Raw genomic sequence first — 14,122 nt, forward strand, 5'->3', positions numbered from 1 at the left:
GGCATTATCTTTGCATCCTTAAAATTACCTCATCAATAGCTTCCTGGTAAACTTGTGTTGAGTGCTTGCAAACGATTTACCGCATCGGCGGCCCGGTCATTCGCTCATTCACACATTCACTCATTCACTCATTGCTAATGCAGGTTCTTAAATTCGGTGGCACCTCAGTTGGTTCCGTAGAGAGTATCAAACAAGTTATTCAGATCATTGATAATCACCGCCAGAAAGGCGATCAGATAGCCGTTGTGTTCTCGGCGATGGGTGGCGTTACGAACCAGCTCATTGAAATTGGACGCATGGCCACAACGGGGGAAACGGATTACATAGAACTGGTTCGGCGGATTGAAGACCGGCATTTCAATGTGGTAAAAGCGCTGATTCCGATAAAAGAACAGAGTAAAGTATTCGCCCACGTTCGGGGAATTATCAATGAATTGGAAGACCTTCTGCGGGGTGTATCGTTGATTCGTGAACTGACTCTCCGTACGCACGACCTTATTACAAGCTTTGGCGAGCGGTTATCCACAACGATCATCACCGAATGTGTAAAAAGTCGTGGAATTCCGGCACAGTTCTGCGATGCCCGCCAGATTATCAAGACAGACGCGCAGTTTGGGCAGGCCGAAGTAAATTATAGCCTGACCAATCAGCTTATTCAGGAGTATTTTGCCAAGTCGACGGCGACCCAGATGGTAACGGGTTTTATCGGCTCCACGGAAAAAAATGAAACCACAACGCTGGGCCGGGGTGGTTCGGATTATACGGCCAGTATCTTAGGCGCAGCCCTGAATGCGGAAGTAATTGACATCTGGACCGACGTGGATGGTATGATGACGGCCGATCCGCGCAAAGTACCGAACGCGTTCAATATTCCAACCATTACCTACGCCGAAGCGATGGAACTCAGCCACTTCGGCGCCAAGGTGATTTATCCGCCAAGTCTGCAACCCGCCTTTGCCCGAAACATTCCGATTCGGGTCCTCAATACCTTCAACCCAACACATGAAGGCACGGTTGTCAGCCGCACCGCCGAACGTCGGCAATACACCATTACGGGCATTTCGAGTATCGACGATATTGCTCTCGTGAATGTGCAGGGATCGGGTATGATTGGGGTAGCGGGCGTATCAGCGAAGTTATTCGGTGTCTTGGCAGCGCATAAAATCAGCGTGATTCTGATTTCACAGGCATCCTCCGAACACTCCATTTGTTTCGCCATCGACCCACGTGGAGCCGAGAATGTGAAAACGATTCTGGACGCTGAGTTTGCTACGGAAATCGAACATGGTCAAATCGACAACATCGCTATCGAACGCGATTTGTCGGTGATCGCAACCGTGGGCGAAGGCATGAAAAAAAGCTCCGGTATTGCCGGAAAACTGTTCTCGGTGCTGGGTAAAAATGGGGTGAATATTGTTGCCGTAGCGCAGGGATCGTCGGAGATCAACATTTCGGTGGTTATTAATAAGAACAACCTCTCGAAAGCTCTTAACTCGCTGCATAACATCTTCTTCCAGTCTGAAGCACGGGTTTTGAACCTGTATTTAGTGGGCACAGGACTCATTGGAAAAACGCTGTTGAAACAGATTTTCGATCAGTCGGAATTCCTGCGATCGGAGAAACTGCTGAAGGTTTGTGTGGTGGGGATGACGAATAGCAAGAAGATGCTGCTCGACCCGAAAGGCATCGCCCTGGATGATTGGCGCGAACGGCTACTGACCGAAGGCGTAACCACATCGCTTCCCGCTTTCGTCGATAAAATCAAGGACTATAACCTACCCAACTCGGTATTCATCGACTGCACCTCCGACAAGGATATTGTGCAGTTCTACGAGTCGCTGCTGGATAGCAATATCTCGGTGGTTACGCCCAACAAAGTCGCTAATTCGGGCACCTATGCCGAATACCGACGATTACAACGAACGGCCCTGAATCGTGGGGTGAAATTCCTCTACGAAACCAACGTGGGTGCTGGCTTGCCCATCATCAACACTGTACAAGGATTGATGACAGCGGGGGACCGCTTCCTGAAAATCGAAGCGATTTTATCAGGTACGTTGTCGTTCATCTTCAACACGTTTCGTCCGGGTACATCGTTTGCCGATGTGGTTCGTGATGCGAAAGAAAAAGGGTACACCGAGCCCGATCCTCGCGATGATCTAAGTGGTTTGGACGTAGCTCGAAAAATCCTGATTCTGGCCCGCGAAGCTGGTTTCCCACTCGAACCAGAAGACGTCACGATTACCAATCTATTGCCCGAATCATGTCTGGCGGCACCAACCATACCAGCCTTTTTTGACGAACTGGAGCGCAACAATGCGTACTTCGAAAACCTGCTCGCCGAAGCCGAAGAAAAAGGCGAAAAGTTACGCTTCGTGGCTCGTTTCGAGAATAACAAAGCAACCATTGGCCTGCGCCCCGTCGATTCGGAACACCCGTTCTATCAGCTAACCGGTGCAGACAATATCGTTTCGTTCACTACAGAGCGTTATAAAGACCGACCGCTGGTTATCAAAGGGCCTGGTGCGGGTGCCGAAGTGACAGCCTCAGGCGTGTTTGCCGATGTGGTGAGTATTGGGAGTTATTTGGCATAACCCCAATAAGAACTTGTTAGATTATATGTCCGTTAATAAAGAAAGAGAGCCAACACCAGATGGAAGAGAACGTTATATACCTCAACGAGTACCACCGGCTGCAGAGCGAAAAAATGATCAGGAAAGTCTCCGAGCAGCCCTTGATGTCATTGCAGGAGTGCATCGAGCAAGCAAAGCGGCTCAAGGACCAGCCCCTCAAAACCGTGCTGAAAAAGCAGCGTTAGATCAGGCACTTCGGGTTGGTGAAGAGAAATTGCTCAGACGATGGGCGGCTTCTATTAATAAAATGATCCCTGCCGATCCATTCACGGATGCCTGGGAAGCTCAAGGTGGTGAAGGCGGTGCTGAGCATCAAGTGTATGTTCAATTAGGGGTTTATTACAAGCGGAATAATCTGAATTATTACGGAACCTGGTTAAGTTACCTGCACAACCTTCTACTTCATAATTGGCTCTTCCCAGAGACCGGTTATACATTTTTAGGTTTGATGGATGTAGAAGGTTCATTGCAGTCTGTCGTCAGTCAAAAAGCGTTGCGAGGTATACGAGGAGCAACATCCGATGAAGTAGCAACTTATATGCTCCCATTTGACTTTACCCCACTTCAAAACAGTGATTACATCAACACAAACTTTGGCATCATTGTCAGCGATTTACACCATCGAAATGTTCTTGTGAGAGATGATGGCGAATTACTGGTATTTGACCCAGTCATTTACTTACAACAACCCTTAAAGTAATCAAAAAATTGACAAATAGTCACAATATCAGCATGTTTGCGACGTCGATATCGACCAGGCGTACTCTTAATCTAACATCATGCGATTTTGTTTTTATTCAATTTGCCTTTTATTCCTTTCACCTCCCGTTCTTGCCCAGCAGAATACGCCATTGAAAGACCCCACCCTAGCTTTGGAAAACTTCGATTTTAAAGCTATCGAGTATACTACGCTAGATTCAACAGCCCGGGATTACATCAACGCTATTGAGCACAGCCTCTACCATCGATTTGATAAAGCCGAGGCATTAATGAAGAAAGTTGCCTTACGTACAGATTCTCCATTAAGCAAAGTTGCCCGTTATTACTTATTAACGGACCTGTATTTCTGGCGCGGCAACTATGCTGATTATGTGCAATTTTCGGATCAAACCAACGAAAAGCAAGTATTCTACAAACTGGCTAAGGCATTAGCTGCCCATCAAGCAACACAGATTCAGTTTACTCAGGATAGTTTATTAATCCCAGTCACGATTAAGAAGCATAGTTATATCGTTGCAGAGGTTTTGCTGAACGGAAAGCCCGTGCGGCTGATCCTTGATTCTGGTGCAAATTTTTCAACCATCTCTCAGAAACTGAGCGACGAATTAAAAGTAAAGTACTTGGCTGATACAGATATACTAAATTCGGTTGGTACAACTCTTAAAACACCAGTCGGGCTTCTTGATTCACTATCAATCGGTACTGTTCAGTTGACGAATGTTCCGGTCTTTTACACGAAAAAAAATAAGTTTTTCAAAAGGATACATGTCGACGGCTTATTAGGCTGGGATGTTCTACATAAACTTTCCTACACCGCTGACTTTAAGGCACAAACCCTGATCATTCGTAAGCCACTTATTGATACCACCGCTAAAAAAAATCTGTTTGGAATAGGCCTTCCTTTCCTGACTGTTCATACAACATCAGGATCTCAACTCAATATGTTTTTCGATTCTGGTAGTAACAGTGTTGACCTGACGACAAACGGAGTTGCCAAGCTCGGTGATTATAAGACAACCCAACGACCTGGAATGGTTTCGGGAATTGGCAAAACGAAAATAGGTTGGTTTCGTTACGTGAAGAATTTTACATTCGAGGTAGATCAAAAACAGCTGATTTATAAACGGGCCTACTTATCTCCTCTAAACGACAGGTTCATATTGAACATTAAACGAGATGGCATTTTAAGTAATGCACCATTCCAAAAAGGAAAGCTTACCATTGATTATCGGAATAATCACTTTGACTACAAGGAATAGTAAAGCCCAAAACCGCTGAAAAAATCGTAAATTCGCAAACGACTATAGTTTTTTCCTGTGCTAACTGATTCCCCTCAACAATCGCTTATTGAATGCATTCGCGACATAGGTCATGCCGAAGCAGTCCGGCGATTTTTTGGGTTATTGAAGGAGTTGATCGACATCGTAAACCTCCCCAATGGCGATGCCCGGTTAGCGTTTGTCGTAAAGCAGGACAAGTCGTCGATTACTGCCAACGTCAATTTCTTTCAGGCATTACGGATTCAGAAACCACGCCGTGGCGAGATTGAATATCACTTGACGATTAAAAAATCGTATCAGGATCGGCTAAAAGGTATTGAAGAGTTAGTCTTTGAACCACTAACCGAAAAGTCAGATTATCTGGCGGTTGTCATTGGTCAATCTAATGTACACCTTCTTTATTTGCCTGTTTTGCGCACCTGCTGGGAAGACTGCCTGCTCGAACTGGTTGAAAGTACCAAACGTGGGCCCCATTCAGCCCGACACAATCCTGATGTATATCGGGCGGCAGAAGATGAAGCCTTTCTAAGCGAGCTTATCCGGTTAGCCGATGATCCTACGCTGGAAGATCGCATTCTAAATGGCCTGGCTGTTGAAGAACCAGAAACCGAGTATGAAACGGCGTCGCAGCTACCTCAACAGCCTCATAATCTCATTCTGTTTGGTCCCCCGGGTACAGGTAAAACGTTTGCACTACAGCCATACCTGCGTGAGCAAAACGCAAGTCTGATTACCTTTCACCCATCATATAGCTACGAAGAATTTGTTGAAGGAATTCGGCCGGAGGTGATTAGTGGCCAGATTAGCTATAAAATCAGGAAAGGTATTTTTCACAAAGCTTGCCAAACGGCTATTCAACAGGCAGGTTACGGAACAATAGCTGATTGCCTGAACGACTCACCAGAAAATCGTCGGCAGAAATTGGCAAAGGCACCAGCACACTACTTGCTCATTGACGAGGTTAATCGTGCCAATGTAGCCAGTGTATTCGGTGATTTGATGACGCTACTCGAAGCGGACAAACGCCTTGGTGCTGAAAACGAACTTTGGTTAACGCTGCCGTATTCGCAGGAACGGTTTGGTGTACCGATCAACTTGTTCGTGATCGGTACAATGAACACAACCGACCGCTCGATTGCGCTGTTAGACATTGCCTTGCGTCGGCGCTTTTCCTTTCGCGAAATCCGCCCCGACGCAACAATCCTCCGCGAGATTGACGGCATTGAACTTCCGGTGTTGTTGCGAACCATCAACGAACGCATCGAATACTTACTTGACCGCGATCACCAGATTGGGCACGCCTATCTGACTACGGTAGAAACGTATCCAGAGCTATGTGATGCTTTCCGCGATCGAATTATTCCACTTTTACAGGAGTATTTCTTCAACGATTGGGCCAAGATTCAGCTAATTCTTGGCGATAATCCGGCCTGGGGGAAAGAGCCCGATCAACGGCTTATCTGGGTTAAGCGAAAATACACAGCCAATGCTGCCAACAAATTGTTCGGCGAATTGCCGGAATCCATGGATGAGGTAGTCACTTACGAGATTAACCCAAATCTTCAACAGGGGAGTTACGATCAGGTACCCGTTGAAGCCTTTATACGAATTTATCAGAAATTGTAACGCGGCCGGGCTGGCGTTCCAGCATCCTGTCTGACATAGTAAACGTATCAAACCTGCGGACAGGATGTCCGCGCTACTCATGAAAGCACTCGTTCTTACCGAATACAATCAGTTCGATTTACAAGATGTACCCAAGCCAACCATTCGGCCCAACGAAGTATTGGTTCGTGTGCAGGCTGTAGGCATTTGCGGCTCCGATGTTCATGGCATGGATGGTAGCTCCGGCCGCCGGATTCCTCCCATCGTCATGGGTCACGAAGCTAGTGGCATCATAGCCGAAGTAGGTGCCGATGTCCGCGACTGGGCCACCGGAGACCGGGTTACATTCGACTCAACCGTTTATGCACTCGATGATTGGTACAGCCGGCGGGGGCAATATAACCTGAGCGATGGACGCGAGGTGGTGGGTGTATCTACCCCTGATTTCAAACGGCAGGGCGCTTTTGCTGAATATGTATCTGTACCACAGCACATTTTGTATGCCATTCCTGATAATGTCAGTTTCACCCAGGCTGCTTTGGTTGAACCTGTAGCGGTGGCACTTCATGCCCTGAGTCTAACACCCATTCAGGTAAATGATTCTGCCGTCGTCGTGGGCGCGGGTATGATTGGCCTGTTTGTGATTCAGGCGTTAAAACTGGCGGGCTGTGGCTCAATCATCGCTATTGACTTGGACGATGATCGGCTGGAGCTGGCACAAAAGCTGGGTGCTACCCACATAATTAACGCCAAAAGCGGAGACGTCCCCAAACAGGTGCAGGCGCTGACGCATGGACGCGGAGCCGACGTTTCATTCGAAGTAGTTGGTGCTGGCCCAACTGTGAAAACCGCCATCGACTGTGTGCGCAAAGGAGCAACGGTTACGCTAGTCGGTAATCTGGCTCCAACTGTTGAAATTCCGTTACAAGCTGTCGTCACCCGACAGTTACGCCTTCAGGGTTCCTGTGCGATCAATGGTGAATACGAAGCAGCTTTGGCCTTAATCTCGTCGGGTCGCATAAACGTAGAAGCGATTCTGAGTGCCGAGGTGCCACTCGAAGAAGGAGCCGACTGGTTTAAACGACTGTATGCTAAAGAGAAAGGCTTAATCAAAGTAGTATTGAAGCCTTGATTTCAGGGATACGGTTCATAGACGGCAATGGCCGATGCTTGCGATATAATCAAACTAGTATCTGTTAGCTTGTTAATTTGCCAGGCATCTCCCGGCGCAACACAACTGACTGATATGCAGATAGGGTTTGCTGTTCGTTCAGGCATTGGAATATCGTCAACATTAACGAGGTCCAGTGTATTGCCTTTCCGTTTAAAGCGAGCGGGCGAACAACAGGGGTCATATTTTCCGTCATCGCCATAAAGAATCGTTCCATTCGATTTAAAGGTAACAATAGACCATTGATCGCCAGCCTTTGTATAGACAGGCTGGTTACCAGAATACTGGATCTGAGTCATTCGCCACCGTCGATATAACAGGTCAGATGGGCCAACTGGCTGATCAGTCTGGCAGGCAACAAGCAGTAGTAACAAAGCTGTTGAGAGTAGTAGGTTTTTCATATCAGAGGTAGGGTTTATAGGTAATAACAGCCCGTTCCTGCTTAATAACCAAGCTATCAGATGTCAATTCATCAATCTGCCAGGCGCTATCGATTGGTGCACAGTCGACCAAGGCGCAGGTAGGATTTGGCGTTAGCTCAGGAAGGGGAATGGATGCTACATCAACAAGATCCAATGTATTGCCTTTCCGTTTAAAGCGGAAAGGCGAACAGCAGGGATCGAATTTTCCGTCATCGCCATAGAGAATCATTCCATTTGATTTGAACGTTACAATAGACCATTGATTGTCAGACGATACATTGATAAGTTGGCCATTAGAATACTGTATCTGCGTCATGCGCCATCGTTGATACAATTGATCATTAGGAGTCGCTTCATCTTCACGGCACCCCAATAGACCAATAATCAACAGAACTAGACAGAGTCGCCAAGCTTTCATAATTTCACCCTTTTTTAAGTAGATGACTCCTAACTAAAGCATTTAGTTGGAATACGTTTTAAATTATGTCTACAGCTCCCACACGAATTGCCATCATTGGCCCCGGCAAAGTAGCCCACCTTCATGCTCAGGCCGTTTTACAAACCCCCGACGCCGAATTAGTGGCCGTTTATGGACGAACCTATCAGAAAGCAGAAGACTTTGCGAATCATTACAATATTCGGGCTTACAGCGATGTATACGACATGGTTGATCGCGAGAATATCGATCTATGCCTTGTCTGCACAACGCACCCTGCCCACCGGGAGCCAACGGTAGCGGCCCTCAATGCTGGTTCGCACGTATTGGTTGAGAAACCGCTAGCTTCGTCGCTCGAAGATTGTGATGCGATGATTGAAGCTGCCCGGAAAAATAACCGTTATCTCGGCGTTATTGGTCAACGGCGGTTTTATGCACCATCCATGCGGATTCGGGAAGCTATCGACTCCGGAAAGATTGGGAAACCCGTACTGGGTACCATTCAGATGCTGGGCTGGCGTAGTGAAGAATACTACAAAAGTGACGACTGGCGCGGCACTTGGGACAAAGAAGGCGGTGGTGTATTGGTCAATCAGTCGCCACACCAGTTGGATTTACTGCTTTGGTATATGGGCGACATTGATGAGGTATATGGCGTTTGGCGCAATCTGAATCACCCGTACATTGAAGTCGACGATACGGCGCTGGCCATTATCAAATTCAAAAATGGTGGTCTGGGAAATATCATTGTCAGCAATTCGCAGAAACCCGGCATTTTCGGAAAAGTCCATGTACATGGCGAAAATGGGGCATCGGTAGGTGTTCAGACCGATGGTGGCGCGTTGTTCATTGCGGGTATGTCGAGCATTACCGATCCGCCTGTTAATGATTTATGGACAGTTCCTGGCGAAGAGAATCTGTTAGCACAATTCGTAGCAGAAGACACCGCATTCTTTAACACGATTGATGCGACGGTTTACTATTTCGGCGTCCAGATTGCCGAGTTTTGCGATGCTATTCGCAACAATCGGCCTCCGCTGGTTACGGGAGAAGACGGCCGCAAAGTAGTGGCTCTATTCCAGGCGATTTATGAATCGACTCGAACGGGTTTGCCGGTGAAATTATAAAATAAGGAGTAAAAGGGACGAGGGGGAGTAGAGGGAGAAAAGGTTTGCAATGATTTACCTTTTCTCCCTCTACTCCCCCTCGTCCCTTTTCTCCCCTTCTTAGATCGATGGATCGGCTGGCGTACTTGTATTGTTGTTACGCTCCGTCAGCGGATATGGGAAAAAGTTACGATTCCGCTCCGAGCCCGTCGCACCGGGTCCTGGCCGATTGAACCGGCGGCTATCTTCCAGTCGGAAACCCTGGTAGGCCAGTTCAATATTACGATTTCGTAGAATTTCCAACAGAATTGCATCGGCTGTTTGCGCACCCGAATAGGCAGGTAATGCAGCACCCAGACCAAAGTAAGTATCTGTAGAAGACCCTGTTTTAGTCAAGACCTTGTTCAGAGCAATTACAGCATTAGCCAGATCACCTTTCCGGGCATACGCTTCGGCCTGAATCAGCAAGATTTCTCCCGGCAGATAGACTGGAACAGCTGCGCCGTTAGCTGTGTAGAAAGCCGACGCAACAACTGGCGCTACAGCCGTATTGCTACTCACTTTCGTCAGGAAGGCAAGCCGTTTGTCGGCTGGATCAGGCGCCAATGCACCCGTCAAACCCAGGTTAGCATTGGTCGGCTGAATAACGTTCAGGTTACCAAACGTAGCTTCGAACAATGGGTTACGGGTATTGTCATCAAAATTATAGACTGACTTCTTCGTCAAATCGACTTTGGCGGCTGCGGCCAATGCTTTGTCATAATCGCCAGCAAACAGCGCGTATCGGGCAATCAGTGCCTGAATCGTGTTGGGAATATCGATCCCTGTCACAATCTTACTGGTAAAGTCAGCTGAAACTGGTGCGCTGGCTACCTGCGTAGCCGCTGTTTCCAGCGTTGCAATGGCCGACTTAAATACATCGATCCGAGGAACAAACGGAACGTTCGTACCCGTAGTAATAGGCGACTGCTCAAAAAACAGACCCAGTGTACCCAGCGACAAAGCTCGGAATATAGATGCGTAGCCGATAATGCCACTCTTGGTCCCGGCATCCGATACAACATTTGTGTTTGCCAGAATCAACTCGGCGTTAGCCCGAACCAGATGGCTTTTGGTCCAAAGGTTAACCACAACGCTATTGATGTTGCTGACGTTACCAGCACCAACCGTTAGGTTGACTTCATCAAGGTTACCAGCATTCAGCACAAACTCTTCTTTGGTTGTCAGGCCTGCTCCGGCGGTGCTGGCATATAGCACGCTTCCGGCTCCACCTGTCGTGTACCGATATTGCAAGCCGTTGGCCAGGGTCATCAAGCCGTCGGGCGAGCTAACCGCCTGCGATTGGCTGATTGTGCTTGGGTTTAAATATTCCTTATTACAGGCAACTTGCGTCAGGAGTACGCCCGTAAGGAGAGTTGGTATGAGAATCTTTTTCATAATTAGAATGTCGCGGCTAGTTTAAACTGGTAGGTACGTGGAATAGGGACGTTTCCGAAGTCCATGCCTCGCAGCAAGTCGTTGTTACCACCTGCGTTGGTTTCTGGATCGAAACCCGTGTACTTGTCCCATGAATACAAGTTACGACCTACGGCAGACACTGTCAGGCGGCTAAGCCCCTTAATCAGCGGAGGCAGTGTATAGCTGAGCGACACTTCCCTCAGCTTGGTGTATGAGCCTGGATCAACCCGAAATTCCTGCGTGTTATAAACGCCGAAGATGTACCCCCGTGGCAATGTACCCCGCAATTCCTGCTCGGCATAGTCGCCTAAACCTACGCCCTGCCGTGTCCGTTTGTCGGCATTGAAAACATCGACACCCTGAACCATATCTAACAACACGTGCAGAGACAGTTTTTTGTAAGCCAGATTTGTACTGAACGAACCGGTCCATTTTGGGTTTGGGTTGCCAATAATCGCGTTGGCGGTTGGTTTGGTTACGTCCAGCGTACCATCTGGATTAATAGCCTGTACGTAGTTAACTGCGCCGTTAGCCTGTCCAATAGCCCGATCAGATTGTGGGAAACCAGACGGAGAAAGCAGTAATGAGCCATCTGACTTACGCGCATAAGGAGTGCCATAGAAAACACCAACAGGCTGGCCAACGATCAGGTTAACTGGTGATCCTGACGCCGATGAAGCATCGGGGTTGATGATCGGCAATCCACCCAAATCCAGAACCTTGTTACGGTTATGGTTGAAGATGAACGTGACATCCCAGCTCAAATTCTTGGTTTTAACGGGCGTAGCGTCTAACACGATTTCAAACCCTTTGTTTTCCATTGCACCTACGTTATTCACGATGCTGGTACCACCTGTGGTTGGCGCCAGCGTCCGGTTTACAACCAGATTGGTAATTTTCTGATGATAAGCCGTTACGCCCAACCCAATCCGACCATTCAGGAATGCCAGATCGATACCGCCTTCGAGTTCGGCCATCCGTTCGGGCTGTACATCAGGGTTAGCCAATTGCGTGCCAGGTGTTATGGTATTCTTACCCAGGAATGCCACCGGACTGAATTGATAAAAACGAGCATACGAACCAATACCCGACAGGTTACCCGCTTCGCCATAGCTAGCCCGTAGTTTCAGACTATTAAAGGCATTACTGAACGACAGATTTTTCCAGAAATCAAGATCCGATACAATGAACGAACCACTCACTTTTGGATAATATTGATTGGTCTGACTTGGCGAGAATTTCGACGACTGATCGCGACGAACAGCGCCGGTGATGAACGCCAGGTTTTTGTAGCCAAACGTAGCCTGGGCAAACAAACCGCTCAAACTAAAGCGATCCAGGTTATAAGCAACGCCTAATGTGGTGCTACTGGCCCCATTAACCGTCTCGATAAACGGAGCTAGATTTTGTCCACTATTAAGCGAGTAGTCAGCCTGAAAATATTGGTAGCTATACCCAATAGCGGCATTCAGTTTAAACTTATCGTTGAACTGGCGTTCGTATTGCGCGTTCAGGTCATTATTGAATTGCAACACTTGGTTGGTAGCTGTAGCGGCAAATCCACCAGGGTACCGAGCAGCAGGTAAACCAGCAATAGCCTGATAAGGATAAGGCCGAATGTAGTTTTTACCGAATTGCGAGTACGCATCTACACCCACAATGTAGTCAACGCTCAAGCCTTTCAGCGGTGTCAGGTTCAACTGAAGACTGTTGATCGTTCGACTCACTGACTGCGAGAACTTCATGTCTTCAATTGTCGACAGTGGGTTTACGCGTGTTGGCTCAACGGCCTGCAAGTTGCCAGCGGCATCGCGTTTGGTAATATCGTAGATGTTGTTTGTGATATTGACCGCGTTGATCGGGCTATAAAACACGTTGCCATTCGCTTTTTCGTTAGACAGGCTATTTGCATAGCTCAGGCCCACCGAAATTTTAGCCCAGTCGGTCAACCGCTGATCAACACGAGCGCGGAGGTTGTAGCGCGTAAAATCCGTGTCCTTAATAATCCCCTGATTTTTCAGGTAGCCAAACGACACGTAATACTGCGTGTTATCGCGACCACCCGAGATCGACAGGTTATTGTCGGTTCCGTAGCCAGTCCGGAAAATCTGATCAAAGTAGTTGTACCGTTGAACATCAACCAAATTCGTTGCCAGCGCCGAATAGGCACCATCACGGTAGATATTTGTTGTTGTTGTACCCGGATTGGCCGTAACCTGCGCTGGTGTGATAACACCAATTGGATAAAGGCGAAGGGACGCAAATCCGAATTGCTTGCCATAGGTGTTAACCGGCACGCTTTTCCGCAATTCGTTGACATTGAACGAAGTCGTAAACGTGACTTGTGCTTTCCCTGATTGACCGCGCTTTGTGGTGATAATTACAACACCATTAGCAGCCCGTGAGCCATATTGAGCAGCCGCAGCAGCACCATTGACTACGTTGATGGTGGCAATATCGTCGGGGTTAATATCCGACAATCGGTTCTGACCAACGTTGGCATTTCCAACGTCGTTAGCTAATGCCAATTGCGATACGTTCGTACTGGCGTTGCTGACGATTACCCCATCAACAACATACAATGGATCAGACGAGCCAACGAGCGACTTGATACCACGTAACCGGATACTGATTCCACCGGCAGGATCGCCCGAGTTCTGGGTGATTTGTGCGCCTGGCACTTTGCCTTGTAAAGAGTTGATCAGATTACCCGAGCCAGATTGCAATAAATCAGATCCTTTTATGGTGCTGATGGCATTCCCCAGTTCCCGTTTGGGAGCCGATAGCGTAGAACCCGTTACAACTACTTCATCCAGATTGGTGGCAGCCGCTACTAATTGTGCATTTACCGTAACCTCGGTGGCACTACCGAGCGTTACGTTTTGGCGTAAGGTTTCGTATCCAATAGCCGTGAAAGCCACTGATGTTGGGCCAGGTTTTAGGCTTACTGGCAACGTAAAGTTTCCGTCAGCGTCGGAAGTTGTACCAACTGTGGTACCTACAATCACGACCGTTGTGCCCGGAAGCGGTAGCTTCTCAGGGTCTGTAACACGACCTTTAATCGTGTAGCGAGTGCTTTGCGCAAAGGCTGCGGTACAAAGCAAAACCGTTAACCAGAGCAGGCAAAACTGTCGGATAACGAGCGAGTATTTGTTGGTCATACGTACGAATTAATTTGTGGGTGAGTTAATGAAAACATAATCAAATTAATTACGAAATGTAGCGATAAATGACTAGGCAAACCATGATCAGGGTCAGTTTACTCTCAAAAAAATGAAATGTCTTTTTTTA

10 protein-coding genes are annotated in these 14,122 nt (G+C 47.8%); 6 read left to right on the plus strand and 4 right to left on the minus strand.

Features of this window, described 5'->3' with window-relative positions; genetic code table 11:
- Positions 1-137 precede the first annotated feature (137 nt).
- The 5 genes from thrA to ACYVGR_RS34000 all read left to right on the plus strand — a co-directional run bounded on the left by thrA (position 138) and on the right by ACYVGR_RS34000 (position 7,370).
- The gene (gene thrA / locus ACYVGR_RS33980; protein WP_460964812.1) at positions 138-2,594 is read left to right on the plus strand and encodes a bifunctional aspartate kinase/homoserine dehydrogenase I; all 2,457 of its coding nucleotides are present in this window, start codon (positions 138-140) and stop codon (positions 2,592-2,594) included.
- A 25-nt stretch (positions 2,595-2,619) separates the two neighbouring features.
- Entirely contained in the window at positions 2,620-3,333 is a 714-nt protein-coding gene (locus ACYVGR_RS33985) for a putative polyvalent protein kinase domain-containing protein (protein ID WP_460964814.1), read from the plus strand.
- A gap of 79 nt (positions 3,334-3,412) precedes the next feature.
- Positions 3,413-4,612, plus strand: coding sequence for a retropepsin-like aspartic protease (locus tag ACYVGR_RS33990; protein WP_460964816.1), 1,200 nt, complete (start codon positions 3,413-3,415; stop codon positions 4,610-4,612).
- 57 nt (positions 4,613-4,669) lie between these two features.
- Positions 4,670-6,259 carry an McrB family protein gene (locus ACYVGR_RS33995; RefSeq protein ID WP_460964818.1) on the plus strand — a complete coding sequence of 530 codons (1,590 nt, stop codon included), beginning with the start codon at positions 4,670-4,672 and terminating at the stop codon, positions 6,257-6,259.
- A gap of 79 nt (positions 6,260-6,338) precedes the next feature.
- Positions 6,339-7,370: a galactitol-1-phosphate 5-dehydrogenase gene (locus ACYVGR_RS34000; protein WP_460964820.1), complete on the plus strand. Its 1,032-nt coding sequence runs from the start codon at positions 6,339-6,341 to the stop codon at positions 7,368-7,370.
- A 2-nt stretch (positions 7,371-7,372) separates the two neighbouring features.
- Here ACYVGR_RS34000 and ACYVGR_RS34005 read toward each other — a convergent pair whose 3' ends face one another.
- Together ACYVGR_RS34005 and ACYVGR_RS34010 are read right to left on the minus strand one after the other, a co-directional pair.
- Positions 7,373-7,810, minus strand: coding sequence for a hypothetical protein (locus ACYVGR_RS34005; RefSeq protein WP_460964821.1), 438 nt, complete (start codon positions 7,808-7,810; stop codon positions 7,373-7,375).
- A 1-nt stretch (position 7,811) separates the two neighbouring features.
- On the minus strand, positions 7,812-8,249 hold the full coding sequence (locus ACYVGR_RS34010) for a hypothetical protein (RefSeq protein ID WP_460964823.1): 438 nt from the start codon (positions 8,247-8,249) through the stop codon (positions 7,812-7,814).
- 65 nt (positions 8,250-8,314) lie between these two features.
- Here ACYVGR_RS34010 and ACYVGR_RS34015 point away from each other — a divergent pair, with 65 nt between their 5' ends.
- Positions 8,315-9,394 carry a Gfo/Idh/MocA family protein gene (locus tag ACYVGR_RS34015; RefSeq protein WP_460964825.1) on the plus strand — a complete coding sequence of 360 codons (1,080 nt, stop codon included), beginning with the start codon at positions 8,315-8,317 and terminating at the stop codon, positions 9,392-9,394.
- Between the two features lie 99 nt (positions 9,395-9,493).
- On the opposite strand, the gene ACYVGR_RS34020 is transcribed toward ACYVGR_RS34015, so the two are convergent.
- Both ACYVGR_RS34020 and ACYVGR_RS34025 read right to left on the minus strand, forming a co-directional pair.
- Positions 9,494-10,810, minus strand: coding sequence for a RagB/SusD family nutrient uptake outer membrane protein (locus ACYVGR_RS34020; RefSeq protein ID WP_460964827.1), 1,317 nt, complete (start codon positions 10,808-10,810; stop codon positions 9,494-9,496).
- Positions 10,811-10,812: 2 nt separating this feature from the next.
- Positions 10,813-13,992, minus strand: coding sequence for a SusC/RagA family TonB-linked outer membrane protein (locus tag ACYVGR_RS34025; protein WP_460964829.1), 3,180 nt, complete (start codon positions 13,990-13,992; stop codon positions 10,813-10,815).
- Positions 13,993-14,122 lie beyond the last annotated feature (130 nt).

The organism is Spirosoma litoris (assembly GCF_054776755.1).

Coding starts and splice junctions, on each gene's coding strand:
- thrA (WP_460964812.1), top strand. CDS start 138: ATGCAGGTTCTTAAATTCGGTGGCACCTCAGTTGGTTCCGTAGAGAGT.
- ACYVGR_RS33985 (WP_460964814.1), top strand. CDS start 2,620: ATGTCCGTTAATAAAGAAAGAGAGCCAACACCAGATGGAAGAGAACGT.
- ACYVGR_RS33990 (WP_460964816.1), top strand. CDS start 3,413: ATGCGATTTTGTTTTTATTCAATTTGCCTTTTATTCCTTTCACCTCCC.
- ACYVGR_RS34000 (WP_460964820.1), top strand. CDS start 6,339: ATGAAAGCACTCGTTCTTACCGAATACAATCAGTTCGATTTACAAGAT.
- ACYVGR_RS34005 (WP_460964821.1), bottom strand. CDS start 7,810: ATGAAAAACCTACTACTCTCAACAGCTTTGTTACTACTGCTTGTTGCC.
- ACYVGR_RS34010 (WP_460964823.1), bottom strand. CDS start 8,249: ATGAAAGCTTGGCGACTCTGTCTAGTTCTGTTGATTATTGGTCTATTG.
- ACYVGR_RS34015 (WP_460964825.1), top strand. CDS start 8,315: ATGTCTACAGCTCCCACACGAATTGCCATCATTGGCCCCGGCAAAGTA.
- ACYVGR_RS34020 (WP_460964827.1), bottom strand. CDS start 10,810: ATGAAAAAGATTCTCATACCAACTCTCCTTACGGGCGTACTCCTGACG.
- ACYVGR_RS34025 (WP_460964829.1), bottom strand. CDS start 13,992: ATGACCAACAAATACTCGCTCGTTATCCGACAGTTTTGCCTGCTCTGG.